The 17,245-nt window shown below is 71.3% G+C and carries 18 protein-coding genes, 1 tRNA gene and 1 pseudogene; 12 read left to right on the top strand and 8 right to left on the bottom strand.

The features are described from left to right. Window positions 1-2: 2 nt before the first annotated feature. On the bottom strand, window positions 3-1,208 hold the full coding sequence (locus ACIGG8_RS16225; RefSeq protein ID WP_396548541.1) for a hypothetical protein: 1,206 nt from the start codon (window positions 1,206-1,208) through the stop codon (window positions 3-5). A 453-nt stretch (window positions 1,209-1,661) separates the two neighbouring features. Here ACIGG8_RS16225 and ACIGG8_RS16230 point away from each other — a divergent pair. The 7 genes and pseudogenes from ACIGG8_RS16230 to ACIGG8_RS16260 all read left to right on the top strand — a co-directional run bounded on the left by ACIGG8_RS16230 (window position 1,662) and on the right by ACIGG8_RS16260 (window position 5,669). Next, window positions 1,662-1,738 (top strand) — tRNA-Met (locus ACIGG8_RS16230). Window positions 1,739-2,022: 284 nt separating this feature from the next. Beyond that, window positions 2,023-2,196: an HIT domain-containing protein gene (locus tag ACIGG8_RS16235; protein ID WP_396548543.1), complete on the top strand. Its 174-nt coding sequence runs from the start codon at window positions 2,023-2,025 to the stop codon at window positions 2,194-2,196. A gap of 582 nt (window positions 2,197-2,778) precedes the next feature. Then, complete coding sequence (locus ACIGG8_RS16240) at window positions 2,779-3,498, top strand: hypothetical protein (protein ID WP_396548545.1); 720 nt, start codon at window positions 2,779-2,781, stop codon at window positions 3,496-3,498. A 142-nt stretch (window positions 3,499-3,640) separates the two neighbouring features. Next, complete coding sequence (locus tag ACIGG8_RS16245) at window positions 3,641-3,961, top strand: hypothetical protein (protein ID WP_396548546.1); 321 nt, start codon at window positions 3,641-3,643, stop codon at window positions 3,959-3,961. A gap of 259 nt (window positions 3,962-4,220) precedes the next feature. Beyond that, window positions 4,221-4,442 (top strand): annotated as a pseudogene (locus tag ACIGG8_RS16250) (ArsR/SmtB family transcription factor); the annotation flags it as partial. Then, window positions 4,439-5,182 (top strand): aquaporin, encoded by a 744-nt coding sequence (locus ACIGG8_RS16255; RefSeq protein WP_396548548.1) that lies wholly within the window; start codon window positions 4,439-4,441, stop codon window positions 5,180-5,182. The pseudogene ACIGG8_RS16250 and the gene ACIGG8_RS16255, both read left to right, overlap by 4 nt. 67 nt (window positions 5,183-5,249) lie before the next feature. Beyond that, entirely contained in the window at window positions 5,250-5,669 is a 420-nt protein-coding gene (locus ACIGG8_RS16260) for an arsenate reductase ArsC (protein ID WP_396548550.1), read from the top strand. A 77-nt stretch (window positions 5,670-5,746) separates the two neighbouring features. Here the strand turns inward: ACIGG8_RS16260 and ACIGG8_RS16265 are convergent, their stop codons facing one another. The 4 genes from ACIGG8_RS16265 to ACIGG8_RS16280 form a co-directional block, all read right to left on the bottom strand. Next, the gene (locus ACIGG8_RS16265) at window positions 5,747-7,879 is read right to left on the bottom strand and encodes a bifunctional lysylphosphatidylglycerol flippase/synthetase MprF (RefSeq protein WP_396548716.1); all 2,133 of its coding nucleotides are present in this window, start codon (window positions 7,877-7,879) and stop codon (window positions 5,747-5,749) included. Window positions 7,880-8,133: 254 nt separating this feature from the next. After that, window positions 8,134-8,367 carry a transposase gene (locus ACIGG8_RS16270; protein ID WP_396548551.1) on the bottom strand — a complete coding sequence of 78 codons (234 nt, stop codon included), beginning with the start codon at window positions 8,365-8,367 and terminating at the stop codon, window positions 8,134-8,136. A 106-nt stretch (window positions 8,368-8,473) separates the two neighbouring features. Continuing rightward, window positions 8,474-8,983 carry a hypothetical protein gene (locus ACIGG8_RS16275; protein ID WP_396548552.1) on the bottom strand — a complete coding sequence of 170 codons (510 nt, stop codon included), beginning with the start codon at window positions 8,981-8,983 and terminating at the stop codon, window positions 8,474-8,476. Window positions 8,984-9,396: 413 nt separating this feature from the next. Beyond that, window positions 9,397-10,110, bottom strand: coding sequence for a TIGR00266 family protein (locus ACIGG8_RS16280; protein WP_396548554.1), 714 nt, complete (start codon window positions 10,108-10,110; stop codon window positions 9,397-9,399). Window positions 10,111-10,287: 177 nt separating this feature from the next. On the opposite strand from ACIGG8_RS16280, the gene ACIGG8_RS16285 reads away from it, so the two are divergent. Continuing rightward, window positions 10,288-11,001: a hypothetical protein gene (locus ACIGG8_RS16285; RefSeq protein ID WP_396548555.1), complete on the top strand. Its 714-nt coding sequence runs from the start codon at window positions 10,288-10,290 to the stop codon at window positions 10,999-11,001. Between the two features lie 141 nt (window positions 11,002-11,142). Here ACIGG8_RS16285 and ACIGG8_RS16290 read toward each other — a convergent pair whose 3' ends face one another. Further along, window positions 11,143-11,871: a TetR/AcrR family transcriptional regulator gene (locus ACIGG8_RS16290; RefSeq protein WP_396548556.1), complete on the bottom strand. Its 729-nt coding sequence runs from the start codon at window positions 11,869-11,871 to the stop codon at window positions 11,143-11,145. An 87-nt stretch (window positions 11,872-11,958) separates the two neighbouring features. Here ACIGG8_RS16290 and ACIGG8_RS16295 point away from each other — a divergent pair, with 87 nt between their 5' ends. From ACIGG8_RS16295 to ACIGG8_RS16310, 4 genes are all read left to right on the top strand, one after another. Beyond that, entirely contained in the window at window positions 11,959-12,822 is an 864-nt protein-coding gene (locus ACIGG8_RS16295) for an SDR family oxidoreductase (RefSeq protein ID WP_396548558.1), read from the top strand. Window positions 12,823-13,116: 294 nt separating this feature from the next. After that, window positions 13,117-14,274, top strand: coding sequence for a glutamate--cysteine ligase (locus ACIGG8_RS16300; RefSeq protein WP_396548560.1), 1,158 nt, complete (start codon window positions 13,117-13,119; stop codon window positions 14,272-14,274). A 54-nt stretch (window positions 14,275-14,328) separates the two neighbouring features. After that, the gene (locus ACIGG8_RS16305; protein WP_396548562.1) at window positions 14,329-14,583 is read left to right on the top strand and encodes a hypothetical protein; all 255 of its coding nucleotides are present in this window, start codon (window positions 14,329-14,331) and stop codon (window positions 14,581-14,583) included. Window positions 14,584-14,625: 42 nt separating this feature from the next. Then, window positions 14,626-15,210 carry a DUF4240 domain-containing protein gene (locus tag ACIGG8_RS16310; RefSeq protein WP_396548563.1) on the top strand — a complete coding sequence of 195 codons (585 nt, stop codon included), beginning with the start codon at window positions 14,626-14,628 and terminating at the stop codon, window positions 15,208-15,210. A gap of 307 nt (window positions 15,211-15,517) precedes the next feature. Here the strand turns inward: ACIGG8_RS16310 and ACIGG8_RS16315 are convergent, their stop codons facing one another. Beyond that, window positions 15,518-16,270, bottom strand: coding sequence for a hypothetical protein (locus ACIGG8_RS16315; protein WP_396548565.1), 753 nt, complete (start codon window positions 16,268-16,270; stop codon window positions 15,518-15,520). Between the two features lie 178 nt (window positions 16,271-16,448). Beyond that, the gene (locus tag ACIGG8_RS16320) at window positions 16,449-17,084 is read right to left on the bottom strand and encodes a hypothetical protein (protein ID WP_396548566.1); all 636 of its coding nucleotides are present in this window, start codon (window positions 17,082-17,084) and stop codon (window positions 16,449-16,451) included. Between the last annotated feature and the right edge of the window lie 161 nt (window positions 17,085-17,245).

Here is a 17,245-nt window from a genome sequence, read left to right on the forward strand (position 1 = left end):
CACTATTGGAACAGCTGGCCTAGGGACGGAGACTGAAGTAGCGTACTCACGATCTTCTCGATGAGTCGGGGCTGGTATTCCGAATGCCGACCGAGATCGCGGACGAGGGATTCCGGGGGGAGTCCGCTGAGCAGGCCGCGGAGGATTTCAAGGAGAGGCTCGCAGGGCTCCGACCCGTCGGTATGGGTGAGCAACTCTCCAACAGCTCCTGCCAGTCGATCCACCGGATCGGTCCGGTACCTCTCGGCGAACGCCCCCAGTGCGCTCCGGCGATCCAGGCCGTTCAGCGCGAGTGCGAGGACCAGGCGCGGCTCGGCAGCGGTCACCCGCTGGCGCAGTGCCATGAGGCGGTGGTCGCGCACCACTCTCACCGTGACCTCTCGGAGCGACTTGCCCAGTCGTTCGTCCCGGTCCGCCAGAATGCCGGCCGCCTCTTCGGCGAAGGCCTCGCCGAGTTCCATCCGGCACGCCGCGAGCAGCACCGTGACCGCGGAGCCGAGATCGTCGAAGCAGAGGGCGGTTCGGACGGCTTCCCGCAGTCTGTCCTCGTCGGTCCGTCTCAGGAGGTGCAGCAACTGCAGGCGGCGGGTGAGCGAAGCGTCGTCGGCGAAGGGAGCGACCGACAGTGACGGCGGGTAGTAGTCGCACTGGGGCTGTGCGGACGGGTCGGACCTCGTCCGGACGACCAGTGTCGCCGAGGGTTCGTCGAGGTGGAAGAGGGCGTGGGCGCCGGGGGCACCCGGAAGGATGGGGCGAACGTCGCCCACGGTGAGGACTTCGGTCCCTTGCCGGGTGGCGCTGCCGACGCGGAGCCGGCCGCAGACCCGCGTCCGCTCGTCGAAGCGCCACGTGCTGTGAAGGCTGGAGCCGGAGACGACCCGGAAGGCGCCCTGGAAGGCGTGCTCGTGGATGGACGTCGTGGCGTCGAGCCAGTACAGCAGGCTGATGTGGAAGCGGCTCGTGCTGTAGAGCGTGAGCGGCGGTTGGCCGAAGAGTGCATCCAGATCAACCTGAACGGGGAACTCGGGCTCGACCGCGGCTCGTGAGGCCAGCTCCAGCGCGTCCGCCTCAGAAAGGAAGGCGCCTTCGGTCAGAAGCCTCGCGGAGATGTCACTGAACGCGTCTTCCGCATAGTCGTGTGCGCGCCACTCGGACGCGATGCTGTCACCCAGCAACTTGAAGGGCGCCCACAAGTCGTTTTCGTTCATGACTGACCGACCTGTCCAGCCACCAAAGACCTGATGGTGCATCGATTCGATTACGTACAATCCTACTCGCTGGCAGGGAAGGTGCATCCCGCGGGGCTTGATCCATGAGGTTGTACGTACGGTGACGGCTTTCGGGTGCCGTGCCGCCCGACGGCACCGTGAATACGGAGCGTTCCTATTGGGATTGGCCTGTTCGTCCGATTCCCTGGCTGCCGTGTCGATGATTCCAGTGCCGGGACTGTTCTGCTGTTCCCATGGAGAGACCGCGCCGCCAAGGAGCCGTCATGGCCGACCCCACCACCACCACCCCAGCGACCCGGTGGCCCCTCGGGGAGGTACCGCAGCCCTCGCCGACCCTCGCCGGGGCAACTTGCACACCGAGTCTTCCGGCATCGGCCGCGTGGGAATCCGGTTTGTGATCACCAGTTCGTGCCGTAGAGTCGGGTTCACCGACGCGGGGTGGAGCAGCTCGGTAGCTCGCTGGGCTCATAACCCAGAGGTCGCAGGTTCAAATCCTGTCCCCGCTACCACGCACGCCGAAGGGGCGGACACGCAGCGCGCGTCCGCCCCTTCGGCGTTCCAACTCGTGAGCCCGGCGGGGTTGCCGCCGGGCCCCATGCTGGCATCAGCCCTCCCACTCGTCGCCTTCGGGCTCGCAGCATTCTTTGTTCACGAGTCGTGGCTCTGGCTCGACTTCGGTGGTGCCGCAGGTGGAGGGCCAGGCCTGTGGAGTCGCGTTCTGTACGTGTGGCAGTGTCAGACGCAGGTCGTGCCCTTTCTCTGCCGGCTCATCCGCGAAGACGTCGCCCGGTAGGTGGCCCGTGGACCGTCCGTCTGCGCGTTCACACCCCGAGACCCCCTCGTTCCTGGGCGCACCCTGCTGGTACCGACGACTCACTACGCCGACGTCTTCGACACTCCCGCCGACGTGTTGGCCGAGACCGTCGAACTGGTCCGGCGCGTGGCGTGGCCATGCGCTCCGCGTTGAACGCGACCGGCGTGAACATCCTCAACGCGAGCGGTCCAGGATCGGAGCAGTCGGTGCGTCACCTGCACTTCCCAGTCGTTCCGCGGTGGCCGGACGACGGTATCTCCACCTGGCCGACCGGGCGGTCACACCACCGGTTCACCGGCGACCCGGCCGCACAGCTCGCAGACGCACTGACCGCCGAGAAGCACCACGGAAGTTGATCCAGAACCACTTCACGTGAACGAAGCCAGCTGCAGGAGCGACGTGTCGGAGGCCTGTTGCCGTTCGGGAACCGGCCAGGCTGCGGGGACGCGATGTCCGGCCCGAAGCCGTTCGATCTCGGCTCGCAGGTGAGCGGGCGCCCTTGGCGGAGCTCCACCGGCCTGGCGGCCGTCTCTCGGCCGCTGCCCCGGGCTGCCGGGATTCCGCGGCGAACGACCGATTTGTGATCACGGTTCGGTGACCTTCGGACCCTTGGGGGATCGATGGCCCGTTTCTGATGTCGAAGGGCGGTAGATTTCCCCAGCACACTTTCTTGATCACCACGGGGGATTCACCATTTCCACTCAGTCTGCCGAGCTGCCCGACACCACCGCGCCCGTGGAGACCGCCTCCGTCGCCCCGATCCAGGGGGAGTCCGGGTACGGCGAGGGACAGCTCACCTGCGCCGTCTGCGGTTCCGTCCCAGCCGTGAACGCCACCATCCGCGGGCACCAGGGCTTCGTCATCGTGATGCGCTACCTCAAGCGACGGGGCCCGTTCTGCCGCACCTGCGGCATCGCCACCCACCGGGAGATGACCTCCGACACCCTCTGGCAGGGCTGGTGGGGCATCCCGTCGATGATCGTCAACCCGATCGTCATGCTGTTCAACATCCCGCAGCGAATGAAGATCAACAAGCTGGCGGAGCCGGTGCCCGGAGCCCCCGGCACGCCGATGGACACCGGCAAGCCGGTCTACCTGCGGCCCACGATCGTCGGCCTGCTGATCCCGGCGGTCCTGATCACGCTGATCTTCGCCCTGTTGAAGGACGACCCCGAGTTCGCCAAGGCCGGCGACTGCATCCACAACAGCAGCCCGCTCGCCATGTCCGGCCTGAACGACAACAACCCGGACGTCAAGGTGGTCTCCTGCTCCGACCCGCAGGCGGACGCCCGCGTCGTGGGCCGGGCCGAAAACACCACCGACGGTGAGACGGAGTGCCGCAAGTACCCCGACGCCGACAGCTACTTCACGTACAAGCGGGGGAGCGACAAGTACCTGCTGTGCCTGACGAGCCTCAAGCCGCGGCCGAAGCTGACCTTCCCCCCGGCGGGCTGACCGGGCTGACCACGCCCGTCAGCCGGCGGCCGTAGCCTGGTGTTTGCCGTTGAACGAAGGGGGTCACGTGTCGGGCGATACAGCCGGAGCAGGGGCGGGGATGAAGGGGATCACGTTCCCTGCCTGGCACGGAAGGCACTACGTGACCCTGGCTGAACTGCTGGTCCGGCTCGGCAGCTTCGGTCTGGACCTGACGTGGCGGGTCGCATGCGACGAGATCGTCGATCCTCGCTGTGTCGAGATGGAGAGACGGTCCGCCGAGGGCGGGATGGACACGTTGACGCTGTTGTCGCTGACGACGCCATTCCTCCAACTGATCGACGCCGAAGCACGTGGCTTCGCCGAGGACGAGCCGGTGGTCATCCTGGCCGAGGTGGACAGCTCGTTCTGGGACGTCCGGGCTGTCGACGAGCGTGTACTCGACGAGCTCCGTCGCCGCTATCCGGAGGCAACGGACCTCTGAGGGGACGAGCGTGGTCGACCCGACCGGGTTCGGGCTGCGGCTTGCCGGGCCGGCTGTCTTCGACGCGGCGGGAGGGTGGGAGCTCCCGCGGGTCAGGTCAGGAACTCGGTGAGCCCGTGTCGATGACGATCATCTTTTCCAGCGTGTACTTGTCCAGGTCCGGATGGTGCCATTGCTGGCCGGCGCGGATGCGGTGGAAGCGGAAGGTCCCGTTGGCGGTACCTGCGCTGACGATGCATCGGATCTGCAGTGGAGGTTGTCACACGAGGGCGGGGAGGCGTGCGTCTGCGACCTGACCGGACCGTTCGACGTGTCCCAGCCGACCATCTCCCACCATCTGAAGGTGCTGCGCGAGGCCGGGCTGGTGGGCTCCGAGCGGCGCGGGACCTGGGTCTACTACTGGGTGCTCCCGGCGGCCCTGGCCAAGCTGTCCGTCCTGCTGCGGGCCCCGTGCGGCACGGACGCCGGGGGTGCGAGATGAGCGCGACAGCCCCGCTCGGGCGCCGGGCGGCGGTGGAGTTCACCGGGAGCGGCGCGCTGGTCGCCGTCGTCGTCGGCTCCGGGATCCAGGCGAGCAAGCTCTCCCAGGACGTCGGGTTGCAGCTGCTGGCGAACTCGCTGGCCACCGTGTTCGGGCTCGGCGTGCTGATCGCGCTGCTCGGCCCGGTCTCCGGCGCGCACTTCAACCCGGTCGTCACGCTGGCCGCCTGGTGGGCCGGGCACCGCGGCGACGGGCCGACAGCACGCGAGGTGGCCGCCTACGTTCCGGCCCAGGTCGCCGGGGCGATCGGCGGGGCGGTGCTGGCGGACGCGATGTTCGCCGAGCCGCTGGTGCGCTTGTCCGCCCACACCCGATCCGCGCCGCACCTGTGGCTGGGCGAGGTCGTGGCGACCGCCGGGCTGGTGCTGCTGGTCCTCGGACTCGCCCGGGTCGGCCGCGCACACCTGGCCCCGGTCGTGGTCGCCTCCTACATCGGCGCCGCCTACTGGTTCACCTCCAGCACCTCGTTCGCCAACCCGGCCGTCACGATCGGCCGCGCGTTCACCGACACCTTCGCGGGCATCGCGCCCGCCTCCGTTCCCGGCTTCGTCGTCGCCCAGCTGGTCGGCCTGGTCGTCGGCTGCGCCCTGGTCCTCGCGCTCTTCGGTCGCTCCGCACCCGCCGCCGAGGACGTCGTGATCCCGCACGGCGAGCACCAGAGCGCACCGACCGGCCGCTGAACCGGCGCGCTGAACCGTCCCGCCCCGCCCTGTCCCCCCGCCCCGCCTCCGTTCGAAGGAAGAACCCGTGAGCTCTCCCGCTGTCCCGTCCGTGCTGTTCGTCTGCGTGCACAACGCCGGCCGCTCCCAGATGGCGGCCGCCTTCCTGGCCCACCTCGGCCACGGCCGGGTCGAGGTCCGCTCGGCCGGCTCCGCCCCCGCCGACACCGTGAACCCGGCCGTGGTCGAGGCCATGGCCGAGGCCGGGATCGACATCTCCGCCGAGGTGCCGAAGGTGCTGACCGTCGAAGCCGTGCAGGCGTCCGACGTGGTGATCACCATGGGCTGCGGCGACGCCTGTCCGTACTTCCCCGGCACGCGGTACCTGGACTGGACGCTGGACGACCCGGCCGGCCGGGGCGTGGACGCCGTGCGCCCCATCCGCGACCGGATCGAGCAGCGTATCCGCCACCTGCTCACCGAACTCGGCATCGAGCCCACCGCCTGACCACCTCCGACGTCGGCCGTGGTCCGCCGCGCAGGGCGGTCTCATCACACGGCCCTCGCGCTGGTCGAGTGCGTCGGTCAGCCCTGGTGTGCCGGGAGCTTGAGGAGGTCGCGCATCGTGGCGGAGGGCATGTAGCAGCGGAGCAGGGAGAGGCCGATCCGGGGCAGATCGGCCTCGTCGCGGTAGAGGAGGAACATGGGTTCGTGGCGGGGCTGGAACTTCGCCTTGAAGGCGTGGAGCGAGCGGAAGCCGTAGTACGGCTCCATGGTGGCGCCCAGTTGGTCGAGGATCCGGTCGAGCACGGTGGGGGCCTCGGTGGTCTCGGTGCGGGCGAGTGGGGCGCCGGAGAGGGACAGGAAGCGGGCGCCGTCCTCGCGGAGGGCCAGGCAGCTGGAGGCGATCATGAACTCGACGACAGGCCGGAAACCGTCGCGGCGGCGCATCATGTCGAGCGTCCAGCCGTGCGGGAGCCCGTCGCCGTCGTAGACCGGCATCCAGGACGTGACGCCGTGGATGTGGTCGTCGCCGTCCGTCGCGAGGCCGACCCGCATCCGCGGGTCCAGGGCCTCCTCCACCCCGCCGAGGGTGAAGCCCATCTCCGGCAGGCCCTTGTCGCCGACCCACTCCTCGGAGATCGCGCGGACCTGGGACTGGACCGGGCGGGGCTGTTCGGCGAGCGCGACGAGCCGGTACTCCACGCCGTCCTTCTTGGCCCGGTTCAGCGCGGTGCGCACGTCCTGCCAGGCCTTGCCGCGGAACTCCAGGTCGGGCAGGTCGATGATGGTGTCCTCGGCCACCTGGACGGAGCGCCAGCCCAGTCGACCGGTCGCCCCGGCGGCCTGCCCGGTGGCGGAGAACAGGCAGGGGACCAGTCCGGAGCGGTCGCACATGTCGGCGAAGCGGGCGATGGTGCGGGCCCGGGTCGGCTCGGCGCCCACCGGGTCGCCGAGGGCGACGGCGACGCCGGCGTGCACTCGGTAGGCGACGTAGCCCTCGTCCTCGTCGTCGGGGAAGAAGTAGGAGTTGTCGCGCCAGGTGGTCATCCAGGAGAGGTTGCCGCCGCCGTGACGCACCAGAAGGTCGGTGGCGCGCTCCTGCGGGTCGGTGGCGCGCTCCTGCGGGTCGGTGTCCGCGGTCCGGTCGTGAGCGCCCGCGGGGTGCGGGCGGGTGGCCGGGGCGTGCCGCCGTTCCCTGCGGCGCGGGCGTCTGGCCCGGAACGCCTCCCGGCCGGCGAGCAGGACGACGGCTTCGGCAGTCCACAGGACGGCCGCGGGCACGAAGACCGCCGCCCCCGTGACCGTGACCTCGGTGCCCACGATGTGGGCGACGACGTAGGCCACCGCCACGAACAGGCCCAGCAGGACGTTGGCCAGGCAGAGCGCCATGCTCCAGCGCCAGGCGGCCCGGCGCCCGCCGCGCAGCCCGTTGACCAGCAGGGCGATCAGCACCAGGGAGATCAGGAGTTGCCAGCCCGAGCCGCCCTGGCCCTGGGTGTTCCCGAGCGGACCGCGGCTCGGCGACAGCCAGACCACCGTCTGGATCGCCGCGATGACGACCAGTCCGGTGACCGCCAGCAGCCGCCACTCACGCCGGCTGAGCCGGCCCGAGGTCGGGGCCGCGCCGGGCACCTTCAGCCAGTGGGTCGCGATCAGCGCGCCCGTGACGGCGAGCGCGTGCTCCACCTCGACGAGGCCGCCCACGTAGAGCAGCCACACGACGACGTACGTGAGCAGGCCCATCCGCAGGCGTTGCCGCCACGGCGACGGCAAGGCGGCGGAGGCCAGTGCTCCGGCGCACAGCGCGCCCGCGGAGAGGCCGACGTCCACGGCGCGCGCCTGCTCCTGGGCCCAGGCCCAGTCCGCGTGGCGCAGCACCAGGAACAGCAGGGCCGCCAGCAGCACCGCGCCGAGCTGGCCGACGATCGTCGCCGCCGCGGCCCACCGGGTGCCGAGGCGGGCCTCGGCGAGCCCGACGAGCAGCACGATCCCGAGCGTGACGAGCAGGTAGTCGGCGGGGGTCGCGCACAGCAGCGACCCGGTGACCAGCGTCCACCAGCGGCCGGCCTCGAACGAGGGCAGACCGTACGCCACGTCCGGGTACCAGGAGCGGTCGGACAGTGAGTTCCACAGGCCACCGAGGCTCAGACCCACCAGCAGGATGACCACGGCCGTTCCGGTGGTGAAGGGCAGCCGCCGGGCCGTCGATGCCATCGCGGTCACTGCTGATCCGGTGCGCCGCCACCGCGGGCTCGTGTCTGCGGGCACCTCGTACCTCCGTGCCGATGGTCCCGCCGGGGCTGGAGCGCGACCGGCAGCCCTTCACACAGCGTAGACCAATCCGGTTGGCCCAGCCCGGCGGGCGCCGCTCGCCGGCATCGGCTGTCGACGGTACGGACCGCGTCGCCCCGGTCACGGATCGGAGTGGCGGGGGGCGGGGGGGGCGACGCGGTCCGGGCTTCGGGGTCTCAGCGGAACGGCTGGGCGTTCTGCGAGCAGCTCGCGCCGTCCGGCGGGAGGGTGCCGCCGGTCAGGTAGCCGGAGACGTCGAGTCTGGTGATGTTGATCGCGGTGGCGGAGAAGGCGTGTTGGAGGCTGACCTTGGGCAGCCCGCGGTAGCGGGCCTGCCGCGGGCCGGTGACGTCGAGGGCCTGGCTGATCGTGCCCTCGACTCCCGCGCGTAGGGCGTCCTTGGCCTGCAAGGTGTCGGTCTTCTCCCACGGCCCGGGCCCCCGCGCAGGCGGCCCGGAGCCGGAAGCGCCAAGGCCAAGCTCGCCGAACAGCTGGTCTGGCAGGTGCGCTGACGAGTCACGGGCCGTCAGGGCAGAGGTGGGTGTGGTCGGTCGCGTGGGCGCTGTACAGCGTCGGAACGTCCGGGTTGTCGTAGGTGGTGAAGATGAAGTCGACTGTCACGCCGGGGAGTTCGGCAACAGTGGTCTGCATGGTGAACTGCGGGAGGGAGTGCGCCTCGCGGCGCCGTTCCCAGTGCACAGCGGCGGCGGCAAAGGCGGCCGAGAGCTCCGGGAAGCCGGGTGGACCCGGGAAGTCGCGGTACGCACCGGGCTCACCGACAGGGAGGGTGACGGTGTCGTACCACGTCCGGACGGACACCCGGTTGACGATCCAGCACCGGCAGACGTCGACCGACATGCACCCGTACTGGAACCACTGCGGCCACGGCAGGTGGTCGGCCTCGCGGCCCGACTGCTGGGGCTCTCCCCGAGCGGCGACCGGGAACGGCCCGAGCGGCCGAAAGCCCCCGAAATCCCCGGTTGCGCCGAACTGCGTCAGAAGGTCCAACAAGTCCACCATCTCCATACGTTCATGATGCCACCCGGGGCATCGTGCGAATTTCCGAGCGAAAAGAGCGGAAAGGTCCCAGCGAACAGACTCTGCTGGTCGACTTGCCGGCATGATCCGTTCCCGTTCCGCTTCCTTGTCGTGTGGCCGGTGGGGTGATGTGCATGTCGATGCGGCCTCAGGAACTGACTGAGATCCCGGAGCTGACAGCGGCGGTGGCGGGCGCGGCGTTCCCGGACGGTTCGCCGGCGGTGCGAGTACGGGAGCAGCTTGCTGCGAGGTTTGAGGATGAGCCGTTCCGCCAGGCCGCCCAGATGGCGGTGCGCGCCATCGACTGGAAGTGCAGGAGCAGGGAAGCTGCGAGCAGGGCTGCAATCCTGCGGTGTCACGGGCAGTGGCGCTCAAGAACAGGGCTGGCGCGGGGCGCCGGCTCAGTCGTCGCGGCCGGCTTCGTCCCCGCCTGCGGCGGGCTTGGGGAGCTTCTCCTGGAGGTAGGACACCAACTCGCCCGGGCTGCGGGTCTGCAGCAGCACGCGGCCGGGGCCGGTCAGGTCGCACACCAGGAACTGCCCGGTCTTCAGGGACCGGATGGTCCGGCCCCGCGCCATGCGGCGGGCGTCGAGTGCCACGCCGACGTCGTAGCCGACGATGTGTCCGGAGGCCACAGTCAGTTGCTCGCCCGGGCCCAGGTCGACGGCGTCCAGTGCCCCGTAGCATCCCAGGACCACGGTGCCCGTGCCCTCCATGCGCAGCACGAAACCGCCCTCGCCGCCGAGCACGTTCTGCATGCCGGCCCACTTCGTCTGCGGCGTCACCTCGGCGGAGCATCCGAGCCAGTTCCCCTGTGTGACCTGGACGGGGCGGTCGCCGGTGACCTCCAGGGCGGTCACGTCGCCCGGCAGCTGGTGCACCAAGTCCACCCAACTGCCCCCGCCGTGTGCCGTGTAGCGGGTGAGGAAGAGCGAACTCCCGCCCAGGGCAGCGCGTTTGAGGCCGGCCAGGACGCCGCCCTGGGCCATCGCCTCGATGTCGAGGTCCGGCCCGCAGCGGTACATCGAACCGGACTGTCCCACCAGCGACTCACCCGGGGCGAGCAGGCACCTTGCGACCGCGAACCCCGGCTGGTGACGTGTCTCGACCTGCATCGCGACCTCCACGACCCCGCGATCGGGGCGCCCTCCTCATCGTGGCACAGGGGGCTGCCGGTTTCCCGCCGGGCTGGACCGCCGGGCGGCAGGCCGAGTGCGTCACGGAGGGGGGTGGCGGCGCGGAAATGGGTCGCCCGGTCGGGTGCGGTCGGGGCATGATCCACGCCTGTGACGATGTCGAACCACTCCCTGGTACGGGCGGCCGCCCGCAACAACGCCGAATGGTGTGCGGTGATGAGCCGATCGCACGGCTCGGTGGGCGCCTTCGGGGAGGAGGCGTGGGCTGCCGCGAGCCGCACACCCCTCTACTACCCCGACGTGGTGACGCTGCTGCCCGGGGCGGACGCGGCCGCGTTGGTCGCCAGGATCGACAACGCGGCCCCCGGGGCGTCGGTCAAGGACAGCTTCGCCGACCTCGATCTGACCGAGGCCGGCTTCCGGGTGCTGTTCGACGCGCAGTGGGTCCACCGCCCGGCGGGCGCGCCCACCACCGCGTCGGACCTCGCCTGGGAGGTGGTGGACAGCGCCGCCGCCCTGCGCGCCTGGGCGCTCGCCTGGGACGACGGAGCCGGCTACGCGCACCTCTTCCGGCCCGAACTGCTCGACGACCCAACTACCTTCGTGATCGCCGGACGGTCTCCCGACGGCCGGGTGGTGGCCGGTGCGGTGGCGAGCCGCAGCGACCGGGTGGTGGGCATCTCCAATGTCTTCGCCCTGGACGGGGGCGTCGACGCGGCCTGGCCGGTCGTGCTGGAGGCGGTCCACCGGCTGTTCCCCGCCCTGCCCCTGGTCGGCTACGAGGGCGACGACGATCTGGTGGCCGCCCTGCGGCACGGCTTCGAGGCGGTCGGTCCACTGCGGGTCTGGATCGGTTCGGGCCGCGCCTGACCGCTGGGTTGCGCCTGACCGCCGGGCCGCGCTTGACAGTCGGGCCGCGGGCCCGTCCGGCCCCTGTCCCTCGATGCGGACCCGCCGTCGCACGAGCTCTGCTCGGGAGGTCCGACCGGCCCGAGGGCTCCTGACGTGCGATCAGGCATGCGGAGCGGCCCTGTCCGCTGCCAGGCGGGTGAGCCACTCGCGCAGCAGGTGCTGCTCGGCCTCGCTCAGGACGTCGGCGTCGTCGGGGAGAGCGGCGCGCAGCGCGCGGGCCGCCGCGGCGGGGCCGGCCTCCGCGGCGGGGACCGTCGGTTCCGCGCGGGTGACGGCGGCGACCATGGCCTCGCGGAGCGTGGTCAGCAGCGCCGGGTTGCGGCGTTCTGCCGGGGTGGAGCGCCAGGTGGTGACCGCGCCTCGGCCGGTGGCCTGGATGATCTGGGCGGCCAGCTCCTCGTCGACCCGCAGCCATCCCCCGGCCGCCAGTCGGCGCACCCGGCCGTGGAGGATTTCCAGGCCCGCGCGGTGTGCCGTGTCCGCCTCCCGGCCGGTGGCCCTGTCCATGACCGCGAACAGCTCCGGGCGGGAGATCCCGAACTCCACCACTACGTCCCAGCCGCGGCGCAGGTCCTCCACCGCGTTCTGCGGATCGGGGTCGAGCAGCGCGCGCTTGCTCTCCAGGAACTGCGCGTAGCCGTGCTCGGCGACGGCCTCAAGCAGCCCCTCCTTGTCGCCGAAGAGGCGGTAGATCGCCGGCGGTTGCATTCCGGCCGCGGCGGCGACCGCGCGGGTGCTCATCGCGTCCGGGCCGCCGTTCTCCAGGAGCTCGACGGCCGCCTCGACGATGCGGCGACGAGGGCTGTCGGTGGTGTCACGCGTAACCATGGATCGATGGTATCGGAGGTTTGATTCCACCGATATTCCAGTGTTACTGTCAAAGTGATTCCACTGGAAACACCGTTGGGGGAACCAATGATCATCGTGACCGGAGCCACCGGAAAGCTCGGCCGCCGCACCGTCGAACGCCTCCTGGAGCGCGTCCCCGCCGACCGCGTCGGCGTCAGCGTCCGCGACCCTCGGAAGGCCCAGGACCTCGCCGACCGCGGCGTTCGTGTCCGGCAGGGCAGCTTCGACGACCCCGCCTCGCTCGTGCACGCCTTCGAAGGGGCCGAGCAGGTGCTCCTCGTCTCCCTCGACCGCACGGGCGAGGAGTGCGTCAGCGGCCATCGCACCGCCATCGACGCAGCCGTGAAGGCCGGCGTCGGCCGCATCCTCTACACCAGCCAGACGGGCGCCGCCCACGACTCCCGCTTCCAGGCATGCCGTGACCACGCCCGGACCGAGGACCTGCTGCGCGCCACCGGTCTGCCGTGGACCGCGCTGCGCAACGGCTTCTACACGGCCAGCGCCTTGCTGTTCCTGGAGTCCGCCCGCCACACCGGCGACATCGCCCTCCCCGCCGACGGCCCCGTCGCCTGGACCGGCCACGACGACCTCGCCGAGGCCACCGCGGCGATCCTCACCGCGGAGGAGGGCCGCTTCGAGGGGCCCACCCCGCCGCTCACCGGCGCGGCGACGCTCGACTTCAGCGCCATCGCCGAGACCGCGTCCCGGGCCACCGGACGGCCCTTCACCCGCACCGTCGTCCCCGACGACGCCTTCCGGGAGCAGGCACTGGCGCACGGCGCCCCGGCCCCGCTGGCCGACCTGATGGTGAGCATCTTCGCAGCAGCGCGGAACGGCGAGTTCTCCGCCGTCGACTCGACGCTGGCCGAGCTGATCGGGCGAGAGCCCGCCACCTTCGGCGCCCTGCTGACGCGCGCCTGGGCCGAATAGATCCCGAGGGAGCCGATGTCCACGCGCCCTCCGCCGGTGATGTCGGCGGGGGCGGCCGGAAGACCGCCTCCTGTAGGCGAAGTCGAGGGGCGGTCTTCCAGGGTTTCCTCAGGGTGTGGGGAGCGTAGCCCCTGCCACTGACACCGCCACGTGACGTCGACACTGCCACGTGACGTCCCGGTGCCGGACGATCCGCGCCGGCTCCAGGTCCGCGAACGGGCCGGGCGCCCCGAAGCGGCCGGCCGGGCTGCGCCTGCGCCGGTTGGCCATCGGATGGGCGGGTAACCCGCAGTTATGGGCACTGGCACCGGCATGACAGGCGGTGACGGCGGGCTCACCCTGGATGCGGGCGGCCGTCCGACCATCGGCGTCGAGGAGGAGTACCTGCTGCTCGACCCGGACAGCGGTCTGCCGCTGCCGCACGTCGACGCGGTGCAGGAGACCGCCGGACTGCACCCCGCCGTGCACCACACCGAGCTGCAGAACGAGCTGCTCCAGGCGCAGGTGGAGGTGGCCACCCCGGTCTGCCGGGACCTCGCCGAGGTCGGCGGCCATCTGCTGCGCCTGCGGCACGCGCTCGCGGCCGCCGCCGAGACGGCCGGCTGCCGGCTCGCCGCGTGCGGCACCGCCCCGTACGCCCCCTCCACGCCCCCGGCGATCGTCGACGCCCCGCGCTACCGCGCCATCAGGCAGAACATGTCGCGGCTGGCCGACGAGGCGCTCATCAACGGCATGCACGTACACGTGGCCGTGCCCGACCCGCAGACGGGTGTCGAGGTGCTGAACCGCCTCCGGCCCTGGCTGCCGGTGCTGACTGCGCTGTCGGCCAACTCGCCGCTGTGGTACGGCTCCGACACCGGCTACGCGAGTTGGCGCACGGTGGTCTTCAGCCGCTGGCCGATCAGCGGGATCCCGCCGTACTTCACGGACGCGGAGGACTACGACCGCCGCATCGACCACCTGCTGGACGCCCGGCTGATCCGCGACCGCGGCCAGCTGTACTGGCAGGCCCGGCTCTCGGCGAAGTTCCCGACCATCGAACTGCGCGCGATGGACGTCCAACTGCGCGCCGACGAGGCGGTGATGCTGGCCGGGCTGGTGCGCGCGCTGGTCGTCACGGCGATGCGGGACGCGGCCGCCGGACGTCCCGCACCGGAGCGGACGCCGGAGAGCCTGGACGGCGCGGGCTGGCACGCCGCCCGGTACGGAATGGACGGCACCCTGCACGACCCGGCGACGGGACTCTCCCGGCCGACCGGCGAGCTCGTCGCCTCCATGCTGGCCGCGCTCGGTCCGGTCATGGACGAACTGGGTGACACCCGCGCGGTGGTCCCGCTGGTCGACCGCCTGCTGGACGAGGGCAACGGCGCCGAACGCCAGCGTCGGCACCTGGCGGAACACGGGCGCTCCGGACTGATCGCGATGATCGCGGCGGAGAGCGCGGCGGCCTGAGCGGGGTGGCCGGAGCGCGGCAGCCGGAGCGTGACGGCGCGACGACGAGACGCGGTGAAGGCGAAGCTCATCGATCTGGTCGAGATCGTCGTCCACCGTGCGTACCGCTGCAAGGACCGCGAATACGTACGGGTCGCCCGGGCCGTCGACAGCGCCGACCTGCGCGACCGGCTCGATCGTGCAGTCGACTCGGACAGTCCGTGGGCCCGGTGCCAGGCAGGGTACGTGCACTGGCTCCTTGACCGCCCTGACGTGCCGAACACCCGCCATGTCTGGCGGTCCTGGGTGGCCGGCACAGCTTCGGCGTAGCCGCGGTACCTGTTTGTCAGTACCGGGTGAGAGGGTCCGGCCATGAACCTCGACGAGTTCTGGGCCGTCATCGAAGGAGCCCGCACCGACGCAGCCTCGGCACCCGGCGACCCGGCCCAGGCCTTCACATCGGCCCTGGTCGAGCGGCTCGCGGCGATGTCGAAGCAGACGATCCTCGAATACCAGCAGTGCTTTGATCAGCTCCACGGGGCGATCCACCGCTGGGACATGTGGGCCGCCGGCTATCTCATCGGTGGAGGATGCTCCGACGACGCCTTCATGGACTTCCGCGCCGGACTCATCGCCCAGGGCCGGGATTGGTACGACCGGGCCGCCACCACACCTGACGTGCTCGCCGAGAATCCGGATGTCATCGCTGCAGCAGCCGAAGGTGACGACGAGGCCCTGTTCAACGAGACCGTCAACTACGCAGCCTCCTACGCCTACGAGCGCATCAGCGGCAAAGAACCCGACGGCAGCTTCTACGACGACTACGCACGGTTCTGCGGACCCCGCACCGACCGGGAGCCTGCCGACATGGGCGAGGACTTCGACTTCGACGACGCCTCAGAGATGCATGCGCGCCTTCCCCGACTGGCCCGACTCTTCCTCACCCACGACGACTGAGGAGGTGGTTCGCACCAACCGCTACGCGGTGCCGGTGAGGCTGACCGGCAGGCGCGTTCGGGTGCTGCTTCATGCCCTCACCGAACCCGCCGTGCGGGTCCGGCTCAGGCAGTGGAGCCTGCGACCCGGCCCGAATGCCGTGCTGGTCCGACCAGCGGGCGGTCACCCATGGCACTTGAGGTGCTGTTCATGAGGAGTCATGTTCCAGGTCCGCTCGGGTCGGGCCGGCTGTTCCGCCGGCCTGATGCGCGAGTCCAGGTCCGGCCGTGGGCGTCGGTGGTTCCGGGGCCTTGGCGGGGCCGGCCGGTCAGCGGCCGGCGAGGTGGCGGGAGAGCTGCTCGACCGCGTCGAGCTGGGCGGTGGTGAGGCGTCGGGTCTCCCAGATCACCGCGGCCACGTCGGCGGCCCGGGAGTGGAGCGGTGGCAGGTCGTCGGGCAGGCGGATGCCGCCGAGCGCGGCCAGATCGCCGGGAGGAATGCCGAGCACGCCAGCGAAACCGGCCACCAGCTCGGGGGTCGCTTCGACGCTGCCGCGGCCCACCCCGCCGATCGTGGACGCCGCCAGGTAGATCCGCCCGTCCGTCACCGCGTACAGGGCCTTCGCCGTAGACAGCCAGGTGAGGTTGCGACTGTGCGCCAGCTGCAGCAGCACCGCGCCGAAGCCCGGCTCGTACCGGTGGTGCGGCCGGTCGACACCACCCCTTCCCTCCCGCCGGACCAAGGGCTGCGCCCGGATCGCGTCCAGCAGCAGGCGCCGGTTCCCGGTGGGCATGACCATCGTGTTGTAGACGACATGGCTGACCGACCAGTGCGGATTGCGGGTGACCGGCGTCAGGTCGTCGGGTACCGGCTGCCCGGCCAGGACGAACAGGTCGGCGGTGTGCAGCCCGAGCGCCGGTCCGAGGGCCCTGAGCAGCCCTTCGGTCGGTGCCCGTCCGTCGAGTACGGCCTGCAGCTCCTCCGTCCCGGTGCCGGCCGCCGTCGACAGCACGGAGACATCGATCGTTCGATGCTCCATCAGGCGCGCCAGCAGCACGCCGAACTCCAGCACTCCTGTCATACCGTCAGCCTATCGGCCCTTGAGCAGAGGCCATCGGGAGCCCGCCCGGCGGTCCTTGGTGTACCGACTGTTGCATCGGCGTCCGACGCGGATCCGGACCCCCTGACCGCTCGCGCGACGTCCTGCGGGCTCCTGTCATCGGGGTCGTAGCCGCTCACCAGGACACTTCGTGGCGGCGTCAGGCTCCCGCCGGGTTCCGCGGCTCGCGAGTACCCGGCGTGAAGCCGGCCTGCGCGGCGAGCGCGAGGGCAGCGGCCGGACGCAGATCCTCGGGATCGGCCAGGTAGGCCAGGACCGGCGTCAGTTCCTCCACGGTCAGGCGCTGCGCCCGGGCCGCGTCCAGCAGCTCCTCCAGCCGCCGGTAGAACCCGGCGACATACGCCCACTCGTCCTCCTCCTCCGGGACGCGTTCGTGGACCCGGTCGGCCAGCAGGTCCTCGGCCTTCGTCGCCGAGCCGGTCAGGCGCGCGCCGGGGTCCGTGACACCGGGCGCGCACCGCCACTGCCCGTCCCCCGGCTCCCACCAGAAGCAGAACCCGGCCCGGTCCGCCGGCGCGGGCACCCAGCGCGGCGCGCCCGCGAGCAGCTCCTGCCCGTCGCGCGCGGTGCTGAAGTCGACGTCGAAGCCGCTGACCACGGCCCGGCCTCCGGGCAGCCAGGTCAGCCGCCAGCCGTTGCCGCTCCCGTCGTCGTGGCTCAGCACGCCGCCCGGCTCCACCCAGTACCCCAGCTGCTGCCCTATGCCCTCCTGCAGCACGGCGGTCACTCCGCCCAGCAGCCAGGACTCGGCGGGCGGCGGCAGGAAGTCGGACACGGCGGGCTCCTCGATGGTCCGGGGAATCGGGTACGTCTCCCCGGACGTCCGCCGGCCCCGGCAGGTTCCCTGCGAGACGCGCGGGCCCGTCCGCCGGCGGGCAGGCGGCCCCGAGGGCTGCTTCGGCCGCGGGCCGCCTCCGGTGACCGGATCTATTGACT

It is taken from the genome of Kitasatospora sp. NPDC085464, assembly GCF_044541955.1.
Classification (GTDB): domain Bacteria; phylum Actinomycetota; class Actinomycetes; order Streptomycetales; family Streptomycetaceae; genus Kitasatospora.

What these genes read in the sequence shown, in the direction of transcription:
- ACIGG8_RS16265 (WP_396548716.1), bottom strand. Translation starts at nt 7,879, where the DNA reads ATGGCATCGACGGCCCGGCGGCTGCCCTTCACCACCGGAACGGCCGTG.
- ACIGG8_RS16295 (WP_396548558.1), top strand. Translation starts at nt 11,959, where the DNA reads ATGATCATCGTGACCGGAGCCACCGGAAAGCTCGGCCGCCGCACCGTC.
- ACIGG8_RS16280 (WP_396548554.1), bottom strand. Translation starts at nt 10,110, where the DNA reads ATGCAGGTCGAGACACGTCACCAGCCGGGGTTCGCGGTCGCAAGGTGC.
- ACIGG8_RS16310 (WP_396548563.1), top strand. Translation starts at nt 14,626, where the DNA reads ATGAACCTCGACGAGTTCTGGGCCGTCATCGAAGGAGCCCGCACCGAC.
- ACIGG8_RS16300 (WP_396548560.1), top strand. Translation starts at nt 13,117, where the DNA reads ATGGGCACTGGCACCGGCATGACAGGCGGTGACGGCGGGCTCACCCTG.
- ACIGG8_RS16315 (WP_396548565.1), bottom strand. Translation starts at nt 16,270, where the DNA reads ATGACAGGAGTGCTGGAGTTCGGCGTGCTGCTGGCGCGCCTGATGGAG.
- ACIGG8_RS16255 (WP_396548548.1), top strand. Translation starts at nt 4,439, where the DNA reads ATGAGCGCGACAGCCCCGCTCGGGCGCCGGGCGGCGGTGGAGTTCACC.
- ACIGG8_RS16290 (WP_396548556.1), bottom strand. Translation starts at nt 11,871, where the DNA reads ATGGTTACGCGTGACACCACCGACAGCCCTCGTCGCCGCATCGTCGAG.
- ACIGG8_RS16285 (WP_396548555.1), top strand. Translation starts at nt 10,288, where the DNA reads ATGTCGAACCACTCCCTGGTACGGGCGGCCGCCCGCAACAACGCCGAA.
- ACIGG8_RS16275 (WP_396548552.1), bottom strand. Translation starts at nt 8,983, where the DNA reads ATGGAGATGGTGGACTTGTTGGACCTTCTGACGCAGTTCGGCGCAACC.
- ACIGG8_RS16225 (WP_396548541.1), bottom strand. Translation starts at nt 1,208, where the DNA reads ATGAACGAAAACGACTTGTGGGCGCCCTTCAAGTTGCTGGGTGACAGC.